The following is a 21,076-nucleotide window of genomic DNA, read 5'->3' on the forward strand; positions in this document are numbered from 1 at the left end:
GGCAAGCGATGACGACGACGATGACGGCGCCCGCCGAGGCGCGCGATCTCAGCGCGAGCGAGGCCGCCCGCGCCATCTCCACCGGCCACCTCACGGCCGAGGCGCTCGCCCGCAGTTGCCTCGACCGCGTCGCCTCGCGTGACCGGCATGTCGAGGCATGGGCCCATATCGACCCCGACCAGGTGATCGCCGACGCGCGAGCGGCCGACCGGGCCGGTCCCAAGGGGCCGCTTTACGGCGTCCCCGTCGCCTTCAAGGACATCATCGACGCGCGGGGCGCGCCGACGGGGTTCAACTCGCCGATTTATCCCGACTATCACCCGCGTTCCGATTCCGCGGTGTCCGCCCTCGTCCGCCTCGGTGGCGGCATCGTGATGGGCAAGGTCGCGACGACGGAGTTCGCGAACATGCACCCCGGCCCGTGCCGCAACCCGCTCGATCTCGAGCGGACGCCGGGCGGCTCGTCGTCCGGCTCGGCGGCGGCGGTGGCGGATCGTCAGGTTCCCCTCGCGCTCGGCACGCAGACGAGCGGGTCGATGCTCCGCCCCGCCGCCTATTGCGGCATCGTCGGCTACAAGCCGAGCTTCGGGGAAATCAGCCGCGTCGGGGTGAAGCAGCAATCGGGCTCGTTCGACACGCTCGGCCTGTGCGCCCGCACGCTTCCCGATATTGCTTTGTTGCGCGCCGTTCTCACCCGCACGCCGCACGCGCCGTTGCAGCCCGCCGACCACCCGCCGCGCGTCCGCCTTTGCCGCATTCCCGAATGGATGGACGCCGAAGAGCAGGGCCGCGTCCGGGTGGAGCGCGCCGCGAACGTCCTTGCGGACGCCGGATGCGACGTCGACGAGCTCGCCTTGCCGGCGGATCTCTTCGCCGAGTGGTTCGACGTGCACCGGCGCATCGCCAACTTCGAATCGGCGCGCAATTTCGCCTTCGAGACCGATCAGCATCGCGACAAGCTGAGCGCGACGATCTATGAAGGCCGCATCCTGGACGGTCAGCGCACCACGTTGGACGCTTACGTGGCCGCTTGTCGCCAGGCGGAGGCGATGCGGATCTGGCTCGAAGGTGCGATGGCCGAGGTCGATTGCCTCCTCACGCTCGCAGCGCCGGGCGAAGCCCCGCTCGGCATGGCGACCGGCCGGCCGACCTTCAACTCGCTGTGGACGCTCCTTTACGTTCCCTGCCTCTCGCTGCCGTATGGCAAGGGGGCGGCGGGGATGCCGCTTTCCGTGCAGCTCGTCGGCCACCGTTTCGCCGACGAGGCGCTGCTGTCGGCGGCGGCGACCGTCCAATGGATACTGGATACCGAGGACCCATCATGACCAGCACGACCGAGCCGGAAACACCTGGCACGTCGCGCCACGACACCTTGACCACCCGTTTCAATGCGATGAGCCGCCCGGCCCGCATGATCGTCGCGCTTCTGATCGCGGTCGCGGCGGGCTATCTCGCGAGCCTCGCCCATATTCCGCTTCCCTGGCTCCTCGGCTCGCTGACGGCTTGCGCCGTCATCGCTTTGTCGGGCTTCGATCTCGGGGTCCACGACTATGTGCGCCGGGGCGGGCAGATCGCGGCGGGCTTTTCCGTCGGCGTCTTCTTCACGCCGGAGGTGCAGGAGCGCGTCCTCGATCTCGGCTGGCTGATGGTGGTCGGCGGCGTGTGCTCGATCATCGCCTCGGTGTTCATCTCGATGCTGTTCGCGCGCGTCAGCGGGTGCGATCGAACGAGCAGCTTCTTTGCGATGATCCCCGGCGGTCTCGCCGAAATGGCGGGGCTCGCGCACCAATTCGGCGCCAACATCACCGTGGTGGCGCTCTCCCAGAGCCTGCGCATCGTGACGATCGTCTTCACCCTGCCGCCGGCGCTGACCCTCATCATGCGCCATTCCGACATCGATGCGATCCATCCCCCGGCGATGGAAACGATGTGGGTCGTGATCGGTCTCGTCCTCGCGACCGCATGTGCCTTCGGCGCGGCGCGTCTCAAGATCTTCAACCCTTGGCTGATCGGCGGGCTGATCGTCGGGATCGGCTTCGGCGCGACCTCCGTCGAGGCGATGTCCGCACCGACCTATGTGCGCGTTCTCGCTCAGCTCGCGATCGGCGCGGCCCTCGGCGCCCGCTTCAAGTGGGACGTCTTGCGCGCACTCGGCGTCCGCTTCCTGCCGATCTCGATCTGCGCGACGCTGCTCCTCATCTGCGTCAACGTCTTCATCGCCTGGATGATGTCGTCTCACCTGCCGTTCGCGACCGGCGTCCTCGCGACCGCGCCGGGGGGCATCGCGGAAATGTCGCTGACCGCGGAGGCGCTCAATCTCGCGCCGCCTCTGGTGACGGCATGGCAGCTCGTGCGTATCCTTTTGGTTGCACTCCTGACGGGGCCGTTGTTCAAGCTCTTTCAGCGCATGACATGAGGAATGGCGCGGTTTCGCGCCATCCTTCGACGATGCGTTCGCCCGCGCGGCGCCTCTCCGTCCACTCGCGAGTCCTCATGTCGGTTGTCGATCGAAGCGCGGAGGCGCTCCCCCTCCACAAGCAGATTAAGGCGGATCTCGTTCGCAGGATCACGACCGGCGAATGGTGGCCCGGCGAGCTGATGCCGAGCGAGACGGCGCTGGCCGCGGAATACGGCGTCAGCGTCGGGACGACGCGCAAGGCGATCGACGCCCTCGTGCAGGACAATCTCGTCGTCCGCCAACGTGGCCGGGGGACGACCGTCAACTCCACCCGCCAGCGCTACAAGCCCTATCATTTCGATCGGTTCGCCAACGCAAAGGGGGAGCGGGCGGCGGAGACGACGCTTTATCGATCCTGTGAGGCGGCGAAGGCGAGCGCGGCGGAGGCGGCCTATTTCGGCCTGTCGCGGGGCGCGCCGGTGGTGAAGATCCGCCGCGTCCGCGTCGCCGGCAAGACGCCGGTGGTGGTGGAGGACATCCTGTTGCGGGGCGACCGCTGTCCGAATATCGCGAGCCTGTTGTTGGACGCCAAGCCCACCAGCGTCTACGCCTTGATCGAGCGCACGTTCCATATCCTGATCATCCGCGTGGAGGATAAAGTCCGCGCCGTCGCGGCCGACGAGGACATCGCGGCGACCCTCGAAATCGCGCCCGGCGAGGCGATTCTCGAAGTCGACCGGCTCGCGTTCGATCCGGCGGGCGACGTGATCGAGCACCGGATTCTGTCCGTGCGCAACAGCATCCATTACACCAACGACTTCACCTGAATGGCGCTGATGCCGGCCGGGGTGTGCAGCGCTCCGGGGCATTATCAAATGATGGGTTCATCTCTTCGCAAAGATGTTGCACGTAGAGGCCAGAGTGGGGGTGTGTTGAGGGTCGCAAGGCGGTTTTCCGTTCCTGCGACGCACGCCATTTGGGGTGTCTTCCGGCGGTGTTACGCTCGACGATCGCGCTAATCTCAGGGCTGGTATTGGGTTGCGTTCTGGCGATCCTGCAGGCGATCACGCCTGCGATGGCGCTCGACCTGGACGACGCCGAACGCAGCTGGCTCGAGGCCAATCGGAGGGTCAGCGTCGGCGTCGTCTCCGACAACGAGCCTTACTCCTTTTTCCGCAACGGGCAGACGATGGGCTGGACCGTCGACGTTCTGCGCCGTGTGGCCGACATCGCCGGCTTCGAGTTCAATATCCGGCTCGGAACGTGGCCGGAGATCTATGACAGCTTCCGCAAAGGCGGGATCGACGTCATCGCGGACATCTCGCAGACCGCGGCCCGCAACGAATTCATCAATTTCACGGACGCCTACCATCTGCGCCGGACCGTGGTTTTCCACAATGTCGGCCATCCGTTCGTCGATCCGACGGATCTCGACGCGATGCGGCAGAAGCGCATCGGCGTCATCAAGGACATTTATTACGGGACGGCCCTGCGCGAGGCGGGCTTTGACCTCGTGGAATATGACAGTTATCGCGACCTGATGGCCGCGCTCGCCTTCGGCTGGGTGGATGCCGCCCTTGCGGCCGAGATGACGGGGCAGTTCTTCGCGCGCGAGAACGGTTTCTCGAACATCGCGGTCGCCGGCACGCTGCCTCTCGCGGGGGTGACGCTGGAGGATTTCCACCTCGGCACGCTGAAGACCGGCGACGCCGACGGGGCGATCCGTTCGCAGATTCTCAGTAAGGCCGTCGCGGCGCTTTCGACCGAGGACCTTGCGGCGATCACCGAGGAGTGGCTCGCTTACCGCACCGGCCGCAATCCGACGGCGCTGCCGCTGCGCCTCCTTCCCGAGGAGCAGGCCTTCATCGCCGAAGCGCCGCCGCTGAAGATCGGCTTCATCAGCGACTATGAGCCGTTCAGCTTCCTTTCGGCAGGGGTCGGCCAGGGGTTCGCGGTCGATCTCGCGCATGAGATCTCGGCCCGGACGGGGCTCGTTCTCGAACCGGTTTTCGACAATTGGTCGACCCTTCTCGACAATTTTCAGGCCGGCGATCTCGACATCATATCGAACATCTCGTTCACCGAGGACCGGGCCGCCTACACGCTGTTTTCGCGGGAGTATCACCGCATTCCGAACACGGTGTTCGTGCGCTCCGGGTTCGGGCCCTATCGGGGTCTCGACTCGCTGGTCGACAAGCGGGTCGGGATCGGCAAGGGCATCTATTACGCCGACACGCTTCAGGCGCGTCTGTCGAATGTCGTCACCTACGAGACCCAGGACGACATCTTGAAGGGGCTCGCGGCCGGCGAGGTCGACGTTGCGATCATGGCGCTGTCCAACGGGAACGCGATCATCCGCAAGCTCGGGCTCATCAATATCGAGATCGGCGGCGAGTTCCTGATGGACGGGATCGAGCGGGAGGATCTGCGATACGGCATCTCCCCACAATTTCCCTATGCCCGAAGCATCATCGATCGGGCGATGAGCGCGATCCCGTTCTCGCGCTGGAACGAGCTCGAGACGCGCTGGCTGGGGCCGGCTTTCGCGAGCCTTCACAGCGATCGCGCGCCGCTCACGATGGCGGAGCGGGATTATCTCAGCGAGAAGGGGGTCATCAAAGCCTGTATCGATCCCGACATGGCGCCCTACACGGCGATCGACAAAGACGGCAAGTTCACCGGCATCGCCGCCGAAGTGATGAACCATCTCGCCAATCGGGGCGGCTTCACCTGGCAGGCGGTTCCCGTCGACATGCAGAGCAATCCCTTCGCGGCGACCAAGGGCCTCGATTGCGACGTGCTCCCGTTCGCGATGGTGAGCGGCCCGTCCTCCGACGATTGGCAATTGACGCTGCCTTATCTCGTTCTGCCGATGGTGGTCGCCGCACCGCTTCAGCATCCGTTCGTCGAAAGCGTCTCCGAGCTCGCCGGCGAGCGTGTGGGTGTCGTCGCCGGCCGTGGGCCTTACGAGATGCTCCGCGAGCGCTATCCGGGCGTCCGCTTCGAGGAGGTCGAGAGCGAAGAGGCGGGCATCCAGCGTGTTCGCGACGGCGAACTCGATGCAACGGTCGGCACCCTCGCGACGCTCGGCTATCTGATCGCCGCGACGAATGTCGACGATATCAAGATCTCAGGCCGCATCGACGAATCCTGGCGCGCGGTGATCGCGACGCGCGCCGACGAGCCGCTCCTCGGCTCGCTGTTCTCCAAGCTCGTCGCCGGGCTCGACGAGAACGAGGTGCGCTCGATCCTCAACCAGCGGATCCTGGTGCAGATCGAGGAGGATGTGAATTATACGCGCCTCGTCCAGCTCGGCCTCGTGGCGCTGCTGGCGCTTGCGATGGTGGTCTACTGGAACCGCAAGCTCCACCGGCTCAACGTCGCGCTCAACGCGACCAACCAGAAGCTCCACGAGGTCAGCATCACCGACTCGCTGACCGGCCTCTATAATCGCCACCATTTCGACGAGCGCGGCCGGGAGGAGTTCAGCCTGTGCGCGCGCAATGGCTGGCTGTTCTCGATCGCGATGATCGACGTCGACCATTTCAAGCCGATCAATGACGAGATGGGCCACGTGTTCGGCGATCTGTGCCTGAAGCACATCGCCGATGTCGTCCGCGCGCATTTCCCGAAGGACGGGGAGATCGTCGCCCGTTATGGCGGGGAGGAGTTCGTGATCTTCACGATGGGCGGGACGGCGGAGGATTTCGTCACGCGTCTCGAGGGCTTGCGCGCGGGGGTCGCGAACGGACCCGTCATGCAAGGCGACGCGACGCGCTCGCTGACGATCAGCATCGGCTGCCATGCCGGCGTGCCGTCGCCCGACCAGTCACTCGACGATGTCATCAAGCGCGCCGACGGAGCGCTCTACGAGGCCAAGGACCGGGGGCGGAACCAGCTCGTCGCCGAGATCGACGGGCGGACGGCATTGCGCGCCGGCGGCCTGTCGGGGCCGCCGGAACGCCGGTTCAATATTTGACGCCCGGCAGGACGCACAGCATCTCGTAGAGAAGGTTCGCGCCGATCAGCGCGGTGTTGCCGGACGGATCATAAGGCGGCGAGACCTCCACGAGATCGCCGCCGATGAGATTGAGCCCACGGCAGCCGCGCACGATCTCGAGCGCCTGCCAGGTGGTGAGCCCGCCGATCTCGACCGTTCCCGTACCGGGCGCGAAGGCCGGGTCGAGCGAATCGATATCGTAGGTGAGATAGACCGGCCGGTCGGGTCCGATCTTGGCGCGCACCTCCTCCATCAGCGGGACGAGCGACTTGTGCCAGCAGGCTTCGGCCTGGACGACGGTGAAGCCCTTGTCGCGGGCCCAGTCGAAATCGGCGGGTGAATAGCCGGTGCCGCGCAGGCCGATCTGGAAGGTGTGGGCGGCGTCGAGGCAGCCGTCTTCATAGGCGCGGCGGAACGGCGTGCCGTGCGCGATCGCCTCGCCGAACATCTGCTCGTTGGTGTCGGCGTGCGCGTCGATATGGATGAGGGCGACCGGCCCGTGGCGCTTCGCCGCCGCCTTCAGGATCGGATAGGTGAGGGTGTGGTCGCCGCCCATCGTGAGCGGCGTCGCGCCGGTCGCGAAGATGGTGTCGAAGGCCGCCTCGATCCGCCGCACGGTGTCCTTGAGGTCGAACGTGTTGATCGCGACGTCGCCGATATCGGCGACCTGGAGCGATTCAAACGGCCGCGCCCCGGTTCCCATGTTGAAGGGCCGCAGATTGCACGATTCCTGCCGGATCTGGCGCGGGCCGTGCCGCGTGCCGGAGCGGTTGGACGCGCCGATATCCATCGGGACGCCGACAAAGCAGGCGTCGAGACCGTCGGCGCTGTCGGCCGAGGGAAGGCGCATCATCGTCGCCGGTCCGCCGAAGCGGGGCATGTCGTTGCCGCCGAGCGGCTGGTTGAATGATCGCTCGCTCACCGCGGTCCTCTCATGGTCACTGCTCGGCAAGGCCGGATACGGGCGCCCGTCACGGCGCGATACCGATAGCGCCTTCGTTGGCCATCGCGTCGATTTCCGCGTCGTCGTAGCCGAACGTCTTCAGGATCTCGCGGGTGTGCTCGCCATAGATCGGCGCGCCGCGGTCGATGCTGCCCGGCGTTTCGGAGAACTTCACCGGCAGGCCGATCGTGTTGACGGAACCGTGGCGCGAATGCTCGCACGGCACGATCATGTCGCGCGCGATCGCCTGCGGATCCTGGTGCATTTCCCGCACCGAAAGGATCGGCCCGGCCGGCACGCCCGCCTTTTCGAGAATGTCGAGCCACTCGTCGCGGGTGCGGGTGATGAAGTGCGCCGTCAGCGCCTCGTCGAGCGCGTCGACATGGGTGAGGCGGTCGGTCGGGGTCGCGAAGCGCGGATCCTCCGCGAGCTCCGATGCGCCCATCGCCTCGACGAGGCGGCGCCAGTTCGCCTGGTTGGCGCCGCCGATATTGATCCAGCCGTCCTTGGTCGCGAACGCCTGATAGGGCGCGCTGAGGGGATGGCGTGAGCCGAGTGCGCCGGGGCTGTCGCCGGTCGCGAAGGCGATCGCGGAATGCCAATAGGAGAAGGTGATGCCGGCCTCGAACAGCGAGGTGTCGACCAACTGACCGCGTCCCGTCTGCGCGCGGCTGACGAGCGCCGCGCACACGCCCATCGTGGCGAGAATGCCGGCGGTGATGTCGGTGACGGGGGCCCCGGCCTTCACCGGCGGGCGGCCATGGCCTTCGCCGGTATAGCTCATGATGCCGCTCATTCCCTGGGCGACGAGGTCGAACCCGCCGCGCGTCGCATAGGGACCGGAGCGGCCGAAGCCGGAGACGGCGCAATAGACGAGGCGGGGAAAGCGCTCGTGCAGCGTCTCGTAAGAGAGGCCGAGCTTTTCCATCGTGTCGTGGCGATAATTCTCGACGAGAACGTCCGCCTTTTCGAGCATCTTGAGGAGCGCGGCCTTGCCTGAGGCGGACTTGAGGTCGAGTGCGATGCCGCGCTTGTTGCGGTTCATCATCATGAAGGCGAACGAATCCTCGCCTTCGGTGCGCGGTTCGCCCGGCACGATGTCGCGCCGCGTGTCGTCACCGCCCGGCAGTCGCTCGACCTTGATGACGTCGGCGCCCATGTCGGCGAGCATCCGCCCGCAGGTGGGGCCCGCCATGACGTGGGCGAGCTCCAAGACGACGACGCCGGATAGCGGGCCCTTTTGCGCGCGTTCCATGAAAACTCCTGGAGGCAGATCAGATGGATTGAAGGGGGCGGGGGCTGGGTGCGGGTGGCGCTCAGCGCCCGACAAAGCGCGGCGTTTCCTTCCGCGCAAAGGCGTCGCGGCCGATGCGATAATCCTCGCTCTCGAAGCAGTCGAAGGCGGCGGCCTTCTCGGCTTCGGTGAGCGGCGCCGGGTCGGCGAGGCGGCGGATCATCTGCTTGTGGATGCGGTTCACCAAGGGTGCGGATTCGGCGATCCGCTGGGCTGTGCGCGCGGCGTCCGCGGCGACCTCCTCGTCCGGCACCATGCGCGTGACGAGGCCGATCCGCTCGGCCTCGGCCGCACCGAAGACGCGCCCTTCGAGGAGCATCTCGAGCGTGCGGCGTGGGCCGATGAGGTCGGTCAGCATCGGCAACTCGTCATAATCGACATTGAGGCCGAGGCGGTTGATCGGGATGCCGAAGCGGCTCGACGTGCCACAAATGCGAATGTCGCACTGGCTCGCGATCTCCATACCGCCGCCGACGCAGACACCGTGGATCTGCGCGATCGTGGGGTGCGGGCAGGCGGCGACCGCAAGGACGCTGGGGTTCGTCACCTCGGAATATTCCCGCGCGGCGGCGATGCCTTCGCGCGTGTCGTCGAACTCGGAAATGTCGCTGCCGGGGCAGAACGCCCGTTCGCCCGCGCCGCGCAGGACGACGCAGCGCACCGTGTCGTCGGCCGAGAGGGTCGTCATGATGGTGCCGAGCGCGTCGTACATCGCGCGCGACATCGCATTCAGCTTATCGGGCTGCGACAGGGTGACGGTCGCGATCGGTCCATCTCGAGTGAGGTCGACGGTTCCGGCCATGGTGGTCCCTTCGCATCGCTGGTGTCGTTGTTTTCCGTTCGGGCTGGACTATAGAATCGCGCCATGTTGTCTGACAACAACTGTGAGCAGCGAGGGATCCGGCACAGTGTCAGAGCGGAACGAGCGCGGCGAGGCGGGGGCGGACGCGGCGGAGCGGCGCGGCTCGGCGGCGCCGGACGTCATCGCGAGCGCGCTCGAGGACGAGATCGCGCGCGGCATCTATCCGGCCGATTCGCGGCTCCCGACCGAGCGCGAGCTTTGCGCCCGATTCGGCGCGAGCCGGGCGACGATCCGCGAGGCGATCTCGAAATTGAAGCATGACGGGATCGTCCGCAGCCGGCGCGGCTCCGGGGTCTATGTCGCCCGACCCGATAACAGCTTCCGTATGGCGCGTGCCGCGCCGACCCCGCGCGAGCAGGCGGAGATTTTCGAGTTGCGCATGATCGTCGAAACCGCAGGCGCGGCGCGGGCCGCCCTCCGCTGGGACGAGGACGACATGACCGCCATCGGTGAGGCGCTCGAGGCAATGCGCCGCGCCGCGGGGGACCGGGCGGCGACGGTCGACGCCGACACCACGTTCCATCTCGCGATCGCGCGGGCGACGGGAAACCGCTATTTCAACGACTTCGTGCGGCTTCTCGAAACGTCGCTGCGGACCAATGTCGCGCTGTCTTATTCGCCCGCCGATTGGGACGAGGAGCAGTTCCAGCGCAACTATTCTGAGCACGTTGCCATCCTTCGCGCCATCGAGGCGCGAGACGCTGAACGGGCGCGCGCCGCGATGCTGATCCACCTCGGGACAGCGGCCGATGACGCCGGCCTGACGGAAGTCTTGTCGAACCTGCGGCCCTGATCAAAATTTGCGCAGAAGAATGATTTGTCAGACTACTTGTTCTTCGCTTAACCTCCCGTTTGGATGCGGCACGCCTCGTAATCGACCTGCGAAGGATGCCTTCCTGACCATGACGGGAGACGAAACGTTGCAACGGAAAACCACTTTCGCGGCCATCCTCATCGCCGCAGCCTCATTCGGCACCGCATCGGCCCAGGCCCAGGAATTTCCCTGCGATAGCGTGGAATGGATCGTGGGCTGGGGCGCCGGCGGCGGCAGCGACACCTTCGCCCGCTCCATCGCGCCCGGCGTCAGCGACGCGCTCGGCGTGCCGGTGACGGTGATCAACATGCCCGGCGCCTCGTCGATCGTCGCGATGGAGGAGGTCCTCGGACGCGACGCCGACGGTTGCACCCTCTTCAGCATCACCCCCGACCAGCTCACCAACGAGCTGACGGGCCTCACCGAGCTCTCTTATCGCGATCTCGACGCCGTGATGCGCGCCCATGTCGATATCGGCATGATGTACGGCGCGGGCGACGGCCTCCAGAGCTGGGACGATGTGACCAGCGCCAGCGAGGACGTTCTCGTCGGTGGCACCGGCGCAGCGAGCTTCGACGAGATCGTCGTCCAGATCGTGATGGACGATGCCGGCGTGCCGTACCGTTATATCCCCTACGAGAACGCGTCCGACATGCATGCCGACCTCATCGGCGGCCGCCTGCACCTTATCTATGACGAGGTCAGCGTGATGAACCCGATGATCGAAGCCGGTCAGGTGACGCCGCTGTTGGCGCTCGCCGACGAACGCCTTGAGGCCTTCCCCGACGTGCCGGCCGCCGGCGAGCTCGATTACACGGTGCCGCCGTCTTTGTGGCGCGGCGTGTCCGTCGCCGGTGACGCGCCGGAGGACGTGGTTGCGATGCTGGAAGCGGCCTTCTTGAAGGCGGCCGAAACCGAGGCCTACACCGAGTTCGAGGAAGGGCGGATGCTGAACCTTTATCCCGGAACGCTGGGCGCGGCCGACTTCACCAGCCTTCTCGATCGCGAGTTCGAGGCCTACCGGGCCGTGACGGAGTCCAAATGAGCCACCGCGCGCGCTGCGAGGCATTCCGCCGATGAGCCTGTCCCGGTCCGCGCGGTCGCGCTTCGGCGCCCTCGCCCTGCCGGGACTCACCCTCCTCGGGTGCGTCTATCTCTGGGGCGTCACGGGAGATTTCCGTGCCGTCTCCGGTCGTTATGAGGCGATCGGCCCGGAATTCTTCCCGCGGCTTCTGATCGGCGCGCTCGCGATCATGTGCCTCGTGCAGATCGCGAGGTCGCTGTTGCGTCCGGCCGAGACCACGGCGGAGGAGGCGGACGCGGCGGCGGCAAGCGGCTCCGTCGACTGGCGCAATCTCGTGACCGCGCTCGCGATCACCGGGCTCTATGCCGCGAGCCTCCACACGGTCGGGTTCCTGATCGCGACGCCGCTCTTTCAGGCCGCGCTTCTCGGCATCGTCTTCAAGACGCGGCGCCTCGTCACGCTCGTTCTCGTGCCGCTTCTCTTCACCGCGGCGATCGCCGCCCTCTTCATCGGGGCGATGAACGCGCCGTTGCCGCGCGGGCGTTGGCTCTTCGGCACCTTCAGCCGACTGTTCTACTAGGCGTATCGATGGAAGCGTTCGACGGCCTCCTCCTCGTCCTTTCCCCGGACGTCCTTCCGTTTCTGATCCTCGGCGTCGCCGTCGGCATGGTGTTCGGGGCGCTTCCCGGGCTCGATGCCACGACGGGGATCGCACTCCTCCTTCCCGTCACCTACGCGATGGAGCCGGTCGCGGCGCTCGTCTTCTTCAGCGCGCTCTATGTCGGCGGCGTCTTCGCCGGATCGATCACCGCGATCCTGTTCCGAACGCCGGGCTCCTCCGAGGCGATCATGACGGCGATCGAGGGGCACCAGTTCACCATGCGGGGGGAGGCGCGCATCGCGCTCTCGACCGCGGTCTATTGTTCGGCGATCGGTGGCCTCCTCGCCTCGGTCGCGCTGTTCCTGATCACGCCCTTTCTCGCCTCGGTCGCGCTGAAATTCGGGCCCGCCGAATATTTCGCGCTCGGCCTCGTCGGGATCAGCTGCATTGCCGCGATCACGGCCGACAATCCCGTGAAGGGGGCGATCGCCGCGCTCATCGGCCTCCTCCTCGCGACGGTCGGCATCGACCAGTTGACCGGCGTGAAGCGCTTCGATTTCCAGGTCACCTCGCTTCTGTCCGGCGTTCCGTTCGTGCCGGCGATCATCGGCCTCTTCGCCGCCTCGGAGGTCTATCGGCGGATTGCGGTGCGGGAGACGCGGCTCGTCTCCGAAGCCGTCGAGGGGAGCGCTGAGCGGCGGACGAGGGGGATCTCGCTCATCGAGTTCCTGCGGCTGAGGTGGACGATCCTGCGCTCCAGCGTCATCGGCCTGTGCGTCGGCATTCTGCCGGGGGCGGGGGCGACCACGGCGGCGATCCTCGGTTACGCGGCGGAGGTGCGCATGTCGCGCGACCGCTCGGGCTTCGGCAAGGGGCGCATCGAGGGCGTGGCGGCCCCCGAATCGGCCAACAACGCCGCGACCGTCGGCGCGATGATTCCGCTCCTGTCGCTCGGCATTCCAGGCTCCGGCACCACGGCGGTGATGATGGGCGCCTTCCTCATCCACAATCTTCAGCCGGGACCGTTTCTCTTCCTGCGGGAGCGCGAGCTCGTCTATGGCCTCTTCTCCGGCATCGCGCTCAGCAACGCGCTGATCCTCGCGCTCGCGTTCATCTTCATCCGGCTCTTCACCCGGTTGACGCTCGTTCCCTATCCGGTGCTGGCGACCGGCATCCTGTCGATCGCCGTCGCGGGTTCGCTCGCTTATGGCGACACGACGGCGGTGATGATCATGCTGATCTTCGCCGTTCTCGGCCTCGCCCTCGAAGCCGGTGGCTATCCGCTGGCGCCGGTGGTTCTCGGCCTGGTGCTCGGGCCGATCGTCGAGACGTCGATGCGCCGCGCACTCCTGATGTCGGACTTCGATCCCTTCATCTTCGTCGAAAGCCCGATCGCCGCCGGCCTCATCCTCATCGCGCTCGCCTTCTTCGTCGGGCCGCTGATCGCCGGGCCGCTGCGGCGGCTGCGGGCCGGGCGGGGCGACGCGCCGGGATCCTGACGCACGGCGATCCTGTCACTCGGCGGGCGCGACGTGCGCCTTTCGTGACGGATCGGCGCATCGCCGTGCGGTGATCGCCCTGTCTCCGGGGCGCTCGTCGGCGAAGTGTCACGCCGTCGGCACAGCCTTCGCAGGACTGTCGTCACACTGTCGTCGGCGTGTCATTCGGGCGGCGTAGCTGGGGCTCACCAAAGCCACAGCCCATAGGATCACCGTGCCCTCCCATCGCATCACGTCGCGCGCTCTTGCCGCCGGGCTCGCCGCCCTGTCGATCGCAGGCGCCACGTCTGCAGCCTTCGCCGCCGACCGCCCTGATCTCGTCATCGGTGTCGCCGATCTGCCGCCGACTTTGGAGCCGGCCAAGGAACTGTCCAATGTCGGTACGCGCATCACCTACTCGGTGTTCGACACGCTGATCCGCCGCAATTTCCTGTCGGCGGACGGCGGCGGCGGCTCCGCGCTCGTTCCGGGTCTCGCCGAGAGCTGGGAGCGGATCGACGATCTGACCTTCGAGGTGAAGCTGCGTGACGGCGTCACCTTCCACAATGGCGAGCCGCTCACCGCCGAAGACGTCGCCTTCACCTTCTCGCCCGAACGCCTTCTCGGCGACGACACGCAGCTTCCGCGCGGCCGCGCCTATTTCGCAGTGCTCGACCATGTCGAGGTCGTCGATCCGCTGACCGTCCGCTTCGTGACCAAGGCGCCGGATCCGCTCATCGAGCAGCGTCTCGCCTCCTGGGCGTCCTGGATCGTCAACAAGAAGGATTGGCTCGAGAAGGCCGAGGCGAACGGTGGTCTGCCGCGCTATCCGGTCGGCACCGGGCCGTTCAAATTCGAGGATGCGAAGACGGATCAATATATCCGCCTCACCGCCTTCGACGACTATTATGGCGGCACTCCGACCGCCGAATCCGTCACCTTCCGCGAGGTGCCGGAACAGGCGGGGCGGATCGCCGGTCTCGTCTCCGGCGAGTTCGACATCATCACCAACGTCGCGCCCGATCAGCTCGCGCAGATCGACGCCTATGACGATGTCGAGACGCGCAGCGTCGTCCTCGCGAACTCGCACGTGCTCGTCTACAACGTCGATCAGCCGGCCCTCTCCGACAAGCGCGTCCGCCAGGCGCTGAACCTCGCGATCGATCGCGAGCTCCTCGTCAAGGCGTTGTGGGACGGCAAGGCGGTGGTGCCGCTCAGCCATCAATACCCGACCTATGGGGACATGTACGACGCGACCCGCGAGGGCCTCGTCTACGATCCTGAGCAGGCGCGGGCGCTCCTTGAGGAAGCCGGCTATGACGGCGAGGAGATCGTCTATTCGACGCACCCGAATTATTATCTCAACGCGCTGCCGGCCGCCCAGGTGCTCGTCGAGATGTGGAAGGCCGTCGGCCTCAATGTGACGCTGAACGTCACCGAAGGGCTCGACGATATCGCGAACGAGGATCTGATGATCCGCAACTGGTCGAACTCGACCCGCTATCCCGATCCCCTCGGCGCGATCTGGATCGCTTGGGGTCCCTATGGCGGTGCGCAGGGCAACTGGCACTCCTGGGACTCGATCGCCGGTGACTTCAACGACATCGGCCGCAAGCTCGAAACGACCGTCGACCTCGCCGAGCGTCAGGCGTTCGCCAAGCAGCTCCTCGACGTGTGGGAGGACGAAGCGCCGGGCACGATCCTCTATCAGCCGCTCGAAAGCTACGGCGTGCGGTCCTCGCTCGAATGGCAGCCTTACACCTTCTATTATATGGACCTGCGGCCCGATAACCTGAAGGACGGGGCGGCTCGGTGAGCCTGTCTCCCACGATCGCGGAGGGCGCCGCCGGCGCCTTCCGTTCCAACGCGGCCGCCGTCCTCGCCGTGGAGAGTCTCGCGGTGCGGCGGGGCGGGCTCCGTCTCGTCGAGGAGGTCTCCTTCTCGGTGCGCCCCGGCGAGACGCTCTGTCTCGTCGGCGAATCGGGGTGCGGCAAGAGCCTCACGTTGATGGCGATGCTCGGCCTGTTGCGCGCGCCTTTGGCGGCCGAGGGTTCCGTCCGCCTCGCTGGACGGCAGATGATCGGCACCCCCGACGCGGCGCTCGACGAGATCCGCGGCCGCGACGCCGCGATGATTTTTCAGAACCCGATGTCGGCGCTCAACCCACTGCGCACCGTGGGCCGTCAGATCGAGGAGGCGCTGCGTCTCCATACGGATCTCGGCGGGCGGGCGAGGCGGCGAGAGGTCGTCGCGCTGCTCGACCGGGTGGGGATCGCCGATCCCGCGCGGCGCGCGCACGCCTATCCGAACCAGCTTTCCGGCGGAATGTGCCAGCGCGTCATGATCGCGATGGCGATCGCCTCGCGCCCCAAGGTGCTTCTCGCCGACGAACCGACGACGGCGCTCGATGTGACGATCCAGGCGCAGATCCTCGATCTTCTGAAGGCGCTGCAAGTCGAGACCGGAATGGCGCTCGTCTTCGTCACCCACGATCTCGGTGTCGTCGCGGAGATCGCCGACCGCGTCGCGGTGATGTATGCCGGCCGCATCGTCGAGACCGGCCCGGCGGACGCGCTGTTCGGCGATCCGCGCCATCCTTATACGCGGGCGCTCGTCGAATGCCAGATCGGCCCGGCGACCCCGCGCGGCGCGATGCTCGACACCATCGAGGGCAGCGTTCCGCCCCCCGGTGCGCGGCCGGGCGGCTGCGCCTTCGCCACCCGCTGTTCGGCGGCGATGGGGATCTGCACGGTGGCGCCGCCGGCGGTCTCGGTCGGACCGGATCATGTCGCGAGCTGCCATTTCGCCGGGGCCGGGCAATGACCGGCGCGGCGCTCCAGCTCCATGGCGTCACGAAGCTGTATCGCAGCGGACGGCGCTTTTTCGGCGGCGTTCCGGTGTCCGCCGTCGACGGGGTGAGCCTGTCGATCGCGCCGGGCGAGACGCTCGGCATCGTCGGGGAGAGCGGCAGCGGGAAGTCGACGCTGGGCCGCATCGCGGCGGGGATCGAGGCGCCGAGCGCCGGCGAGGTGCTGTTCGACGGCCGCCAGTATGCACGCCCCGGCTCGACCGCGTGGCGCAAAGAGCGGCGCTTCGTGCAGCTCGTCTTCCAGAACCCGGCCGATGCGCTCGACCCGCGCATTCGCGTGCGCGAGCAGGTCGCCGGTGCGCTCGCGGCGCACGAGCGGCTGCCGCCCGCCGAGCGGCGGCGGCGCGTCGAGGACATTCTCCACCGCGTCGGCCTCGCCGAGATCGCGGGGCGGGTGCCGCAACAGCTTTCCGGCGGTCAACTTCAGCGCGCGGTGATCGCGCGGGCGCTGGTGCTTCAGCCGCGCCTTCTCGTGTGCGACGAGGCGGTTTCCGCGCTCGACGTCTCGGTGCAGGCGCAAGTGATCAATCTGTTGATGTCGCTGCGCACGGCGTTCGGCCTCTCGCTCGTCTTCATCACGCACGACCTGTCCGTCGCCCGGCATATCTCCGACCGGATCGCGGTGATGCGTGCCGGCCGGATCGTCGAGACGGGCGATCCCGACACGCTCTTCTCCACGCCGCGCGAGGACTACACGAAACGCCTGGTGGCCGCGATCCCGGCGATGCGCCATGCGCCGCCCGTCCGGCCCGCCGCTGCCGAAAGGATTGCCCTATGATCGCCATCGTCGCCCACCGGGGCGCCAGCGCCACCCATCGCGAGAACTCGCCCGCCGCCTGGCGCGCCGCCGTCGCGGCCGGCGCCGATGCGGTGGAGGCGGACGTGCGCGTCACCCGCGATGGCCGCGTCGTGATCCTGCACGATGCGGATCTTCTGCGTCTCGCCGGCCGGCCGGAGCGGATCGACGCGATGAACGCGCGCGATCTCGCCGCCATCTCGGCCGGCGATGCGCCGGCCGCGCCGTCCTTCGCGGCGGCGCTCGATGCCGTGCCGCCGCACATTCCCTTGATGCTCGATGTGAAGGACGAGCGCCCCGCCGCGCTGAAGGCGCTCGCCGCCGTGCTGCCGGAGGCGTCGACGCGGCGCATCGTGCTCGCGTTCCACGAGGTGAACAGCGTCTCCGGTTTCGCCGGCTGCGGGCATGCGATCCTCGCCATGGTGCCGGAGCCGGCGGCCGCGCCGGCCTTTCTGGGCGCCGGCGCCGACATGGTGCGGCTGTGGGAGCGGGACGCGGTGCCGGCGCGCCTCGCGCCGTTCGCCGAGCGGGACGTCCCCGTGTGGATGACGGCCGGAGGGCGGGGCACCGACCGGGAGACCGGCGATATCGATCCCGCCGCGATCGAGCGATTCGCCGGGCTTGGTGTCGCGGGGGTGCTCCTCAACGACCCGGCGGCGGCCTGCCAGTTCATCGAAGGAGCCGTCCTGTGACGCTCGGCAGCACGCTCCTCGTCACCTTCGACGGCCTTCGCAGCGACCGGGCCACGGCGGCCCTGATGCCGAACCTTGCGGCCTTCATGGCCGAAGCGAGCCGGTTCGCGAACGCCCGCAGCGTCTTTCCGAGCGAAACGCGCGTTGCGGTGACGAGCACCTTCACCGGCGCGCCGCCGCTGCGCCACGGCCTCGTCGCGAACGCCTTTCGCCATCCCGCTGTGCCGGAGCGGACGCTTCAGACCGGGTCGGTCGCCGATCTTCTCCATGTCGCCTCGAAGGGGCCGCTGATCGACCGCCCGTCGCTGGGCGACAGGCTCGCGGCGGCCGGCAAGTCGATGGTGGTGGTGAGCAGCGCCTCCACCGGGGCGACCCATATGATGAACCCGAACGCCGCCGCGCACGGTCATGCGGTGTTCTCCTGCCATCAGGACCCCGACCGGCCGACCGCGCTCCAGGCCGAAGCCCGTGCACGGCTCGGGCCGATCCCCGCGACGGGCCGGCCGAACGCCGCGCGCATCGCCTATGTCGCCCGCGTCGTGACGGACATCGTGTGGCCGACTCACGATCCCGATGTGTGCGTGCTCTGGCTGAACGACCCCGATCTCACCTCGCACGCGTTCGGCGTGACGGCCACGGAGACCGAAGCGGCCCAGCGCCACGCCGATGATGCGTTCGGCGAGATTCTCGCCTGGTGGCGCGCCGGGAAGGGGCCCGAAAACCTCATCGTGATGTCCGATCACGGCCAGATCACCGGCGCCGCGGTCGCCGATCCGCTCGCCGATCTTCCGGCCGAATGGCGCGACCGGTCGGCCGCAGGCGTCTTCAACGGGATCTGGTTCGACGATCCGTCGGCGGCGACGCTCGAGCGCGCGGTCGATCGCCTCATCGAAATGCCATGGTGCGGCCTCGTCTTTTCCGGCCGCGCCGGTGCGCCCGCCGTGAGGGGTACGCTGCCGCTCGATCTCGTCGGCCAAGGCCATGAGCGCTCGCCCGATATCGCCTTCACGCTGCGCTCGACCGGCCCGGACGCGACCGGACCGGAGGCGCAACGACGCCTCTTCGTCGAGCATATCGACGTCGGCGGCGGGATCCATGGCGGCCTCAATGAGGGAGAGCTCGCGACGGTTCTCGCGATGGCGGGTCCGTGCTTTCGTGACGGGTTCGTCTCCGAGACGCCGTGCTGGTTGCCGGATATCGCGCCGACGATCCTCACCCTTCTCGGGTTGCCGACCGAAGGCACCAGCGGCCGGCCGCTGACCGAGGCCTTTCTAGACGGCGAGCCGCCGCGGGTGCTGCACACGGTGCATGAGGCGGCGCATCGCGGCTTCGAGCAGCGTCTCGCGCGCTGGACGGTCGCCGGCAAGGGGATCGTCGATCGCGGCTGGACGGACGGGACGGGGGCGTGGCGATGAATGCCGGCTTCGTCCTCACCAAGCTCCTGCGGTGCGCGGCGACATTGTTCCTCGCGCTCACCTTCGTTTTCGTGGTGCTGCGTCTGTCCGGTGATCCGGTGGAGCGGATGTTGCCGGACGATACGCCGCCCGAGGTCCAGGAGCGCTACCGCGAAATGTGGGGCCTCGATCGCTCGCTGCCGGAGCAGTTCGTCGGCTATCTGCGCTCGGTCGTCACCGGCGATCTCGGCTTCTCCTTCCGCGACGGACGGGAGGCGACGGAGGTGGTGATGGAGCGTGTTCCGGCGACGTTGACGCTCGCCTCGCTGGCGCTCGCGCTGATGCTCGGCGTCGGGATTCCGGCCGGCATTTTCGCCGCCCTCAACAAGGACACCTGGCTCGACCGGGTGACGATGGGGGCGACGGTGCTCGGCTACTCGGTGCCGAATTTCTTTCTCGGCATCCTTCTCATCATGCTCTTCTCGATGACGCTGCGATGGCTGCCGAGCTCGGGCAGCGGTAGTTGGCAGCATCTCGTCATGCCCGTCGTCACCTATGGGACGGCCTATGCCGGGACGGTCGCCCGGTTCACCCGCTCTTCGATGCTCGAGGTGCTCGGCCAGCCGTTCATGCGGACGGCCTGGGCAAAAGGCGTGCGGTGGCGTGCGCGCGTTCTCGGCCATGCGCTGCCCAATGCCGCCATTCCGCTCGTCACGGTGATGGGCATTCGCATCGGTGCGATGATCGGCGGGGCGACGGTGATCGAGACGGTGTTCGGCTATCCGGGCGTCGGCTCGCTGCTCGTCAACTCCGTCGCCCAGCGCGATCTCGCCGTCGTCCAGGTGATCGTCCTCCTGATCGCCTTCACGATGGTGATCGTCAATCTGTGTGTGGATCTCGCTTATACGCTGCTCGATCCGCGTGTGGCGGCGCTCGAGGCGCGGGGAGGGGCGAAATGACCATGGTCGCCACCGCCGCGCCGCGCATGGCGCGCCTTCGCGGGGCGCTGTTCGGCCGCTGGTCGAAGACGCCGCTCGCCGTCGGTCTCTGCCTCGCCTGGCTCGGGCTCATCGCCTTCGTCGCGATCTTCGCCGACGTCATCGCGCCCTACGGGTTCGCCGAGCAGAGCCTTCTCGACCGGCTGAAACCGCCGGTCTTTCTCGGCGGGACATGGGACCATGTCCTCGGCACCGACGGCCTCGGGCGGGATGTGCTGAGCCGCCTCTTCTTCGCCATCCAGACGAGCCTCGTGATCGCCCTCGTCGGCACGCTGATCGGGGCGGTGGTCGGCACGCTGATCGGCTTCGTCGCGGCGCACTTTCGCGGTCTCGTCGACGATATCGTGATGGTGTTCGTCGACTTTCAGGCGAGCGTGCCGTTCTTCATCGTCGCGCTCGCGATCCTCGCCTTTTTCGGCAACTCGTTCGAGCTCTTCCTCGCGATCGTCGGCCTCTATGGTTGGGAGACCTACGCGCGGCTGACGCGCGGGCTCGTCCTCTCGGCGAACGCCAAGGGCTATGCCGGGGCGATCCGTACGCTGGGGGTCCATCCGGCGCGGATCTATGTGCGGCACGTCCTGCCGAACATCCTCAGCATTCTCGTGGTGCAGGTGACGCTGAATTTCCCGGAGATCATCCTCCTCGAGACGTCGCTCTCCTTCCTGGGGCTCGGCGTGCAGCCGCCCGACACGAGCCTCGGCCTGACGCTCGGCGCCGGACGCAACTATCTCGCCACCGCCTGGTGGATCGGGATTCCGGCCGGGTGCGCGATCTTCCTGACGACGCTGTCGATCAGCATTCTCGGCGACTGGATCCGCGACCTCCTCGATCCGTCCCACGCGACGGAAGAGAACGCCGCCGCCCATCCCTGAGCCCGCCGGGTCGGGCCGCGGCAATGGAAAGCGCCGCCATG

18 protein-coding genes are annotated in these 21,076 nt (G+C 67.5%); 15 read left to right on the forward strand and 3 right to left on the reverse strand.

Annotated features, from left to right (window positions below):
* Positions 1–8 precede the first annotated feature (8 nt).
* The 4 genes from L1787_RS22410 (at position 9) to L1787_RS22425 (ending at position 6,377) form a co-directional block, all read left to right on the forward strand.
* Positions 9–1,325, forward strand: coding sequence for an amidase (locus L1787_RS22410; protein WP_235711336.1), 1,317 nt, complete (start codon positions 9–11; stop codon positions 1,323–1,325).
* A complete protein-coding gene (locus L1787_RS22415) occupies positions 1,322–2,416 on the forward strand; it encodes an AbrB family transcriptional regulator (RefSeq protein WP_235711337.1) in 1,095 nt (364 codons plus the stop codon). The genes L1787_RS22410 and L1787_RS22415 overlap by 4 nt, the downstream gene beginning before the upstream one ends.
* 77 nt (positions 2,417–2,493) lie before the next feature.
* On the forward strand, positions 2,494–3,225 hold the full coding sequence (locus tag L1787_RS22420) for a GntR family transcriptional regulator (protein WP_235711338.1): 732 nt from the start codon (positions 2,494–2,496) through the stop codon (positions 3,223–3,225).
* Positions 3,226–3,473: 248 nt separating this feature from the next.
* The gene (locus L1787_RS22425) at positions 3,474–6,377 is read left to right on the forward strand and encodes a transporter substrate-binding domain-containing protein (RefSeq protein WP_235711339.1); all 2,904 of its coding nucleotides are present in this window, start codon (positions 3,474–3,476) and stop codon (positions 6,375–6,377) included.
* Here the strand turns inward: L1787_RS22425 and speB are convergent.
* The 3 genes from speB to L1787_RS22440 form a co-directional block, all read right to left on the reverse strand.
* Positions 6,367–7,278: an agmatinase gene (gene speB, locus L1787_RS22430; RefSeq protein WP_255720758.1), complete on the reverse strand. Its 912-nt coding sequence runs from the start codon at positions 7,276–7,278 to the stop codon at positions 6,367–6,369. The two genes, L1787_RS22425 and speB, sit on opposite strands and share 11 nt — an antisense overlap.
* A 91-nt stretch (positions 7,279–7,369) precedes the next feature.
* Positions 7,370–8,596 carry a CaiB/BaiF CoA transferase family protein gene (locus L1787_RS22435; RefSeq protein WP_235711341.1) on the reverse strand — a complete coding sequence of 409 codons (1,227 nt, stop codon included), beginning with the start codon at positions 8,594–8,596 and terminating at the stop codon, positions 7,370–7,372.
* Between the two features lie 61 nt (positions 8,597–8,657).
* Positions 8,658–9,437: an enoyl-CoA hydratase-related protein gene (locus tag L1787_RS22440; RefSeq protein WP_235711342.1), complete on the reverse strand. Its 780-nt coding sequence runs from the start codon at positions 9,435–9,437 to the stop codon at positions 8,658–8,660.
* 106 nt (positions 9,438–9,543) lie between these two features.
* Between L1787_RS22440 and L1787_RS22445 the strand changes: the two genes are divergently transcribed.
* From L1787_RS22445 to L1787_RS22495, 11 genes are all read left to right on the forward strand, one after another.
* On the forward strand, positions 9,544–10,290 hold the full coding sequence (locus L1787_RS22445) for a FadR/GntR family transcriptional regulator (RefSeq protein ID WP_235711343.1): 747 nt from the start codon (positions 9,544–9,546) through the stop codon (positions 10,288–10,290).
* Positions 10,291–10,399: 109 nt separating this feature from the next.
* Entirely contained in the window at positions 10,400–11,356 is a 957-nt protein-coding gene (locus tag L1787_RS22450; RefSeq protein WP_235711344.1) for a Bug family tripartite tricarboxylate transporter substrate binding protein, read from the forward strand.
* Between the two features lie 31 nt (positions 11,357–11,387).
* Positions 11,388–11,915, forward strand: coding sequence for a tripartite tricarboxylate transporter TctB family protein (locus L1787_RS22455; protein WP_235711345.1), 528 nt, complete (start codon positions 11,388–11,390; stop codon positions 11,913–11,915).
* Between the two features lie 8 nt (positions 11,916–11,923).
* Entirely contained in the window at positions 11,924–13,435 is a 1,512-nt protein-coding gene (locus L1787_RS22460; RefSeq protein WP_235711346.1) for a tripartite tricarboxylate transporter permease, read from the forward strand.
* A gap of 214 nt (positions 13,436–13,649) precedes the next feature.
* Positions 13,650–15,230: an ABC transporter substrate-binding protein gene (locus tag L1787_RS22465; protein WP_235711347.1), complete on the forward strand. Its 1,581-nt coding sequence runs from the start codon at positions 13,650–13,652 to the stop codon at positions 15,228–15,230.
* Entirely contained in the window at positions 15,227–16,237 is a 1,011-nt protein-coding gene (locus tag L1787_RS22470; protein WP_235711348.1) for an ABC transporter ATP-binding protein, read from the forward strand. Before L1787_RS22465 ends, L1787_RS22470 begins: the two co-directional genes overlap by 4 nt.
* A complete protein-coding gene (locus L1787_RS22475) occupies positions 16,234–17,061 on the forward strand; it encodes an ATP-binding cassette domain-containing protein (protein ID WP_235711349.1) in 828 nt (275 codons plus the stop codon). The genes L1787_RS22470 and L1787_RS22475 overlap by 4 nt, the downstream gene beginning before the upstream one ends.
* Entirely contained in the window at positions 17,058–17,771 is a 714-nt protein-coding gene (locus tag L1787_RS22480) for a glycerophosphodiester phosphodiesterase family protein (RefSeq protein ID WP_235711350.1), read from the forward strand. Before L1787_RS22475 ends, L1787_RS22480 begins: the two co-directional genes overlap by 4 nt.
* Positions 17,768–19,186: an alkaline phosphatase family protein gene (locus L1787_RS22485; RefSeq protein ID WP_235711351.1), complete on the forward strand. Its 1,419-nt coding sequence runs from the start codon at positions 17,768–17,770 to the stop codon at positions 19,184–19,186. The genes L1787_RS22480 and L1787_RS22485 overlap by 4 nt, the downstream gene beginning before the upstream one ends.
* Entirely contained in the window at positions 19,183–20,124 is a 942-nt protein-coding gene (locus tag L1787_RS22490; protein WP_235711931.1) for an ABC transporter permease, read from the forward strand. The genes L1787_RS22485 and L1787_RS22490 overlap by 4 nt, the downstream gene beginning before the upstream one ends.
* On the forward strand, positions 20,121–21,035 hold the full coding sequence (locus L1787_RS22495; protein WP_439648311.1) for an ABC transporter permease: 915 nt from the start codon (positions 20,121–20,123) through the stop codon (positions 21,033–21,035). The genes L1787_RS22490 and L1787_RS22495 overlap by 4 nt, the downstream gene beginning before the upstream one ends.
* The last annotated feature ends 41 nt before the right edge of the window (positions 21,036–21,076 follow it).

It is taken from the genome of Acuticoccus kalidii, assembly GCF_021556395.1.
Taxonomy (GTDB): domain Bacteria; phylum Pseudomonadota; class Alphaproteobacteria; order Rhizobiales; family Amorphaceae; genus Acuticoccus; species Acuticoccus kalidii.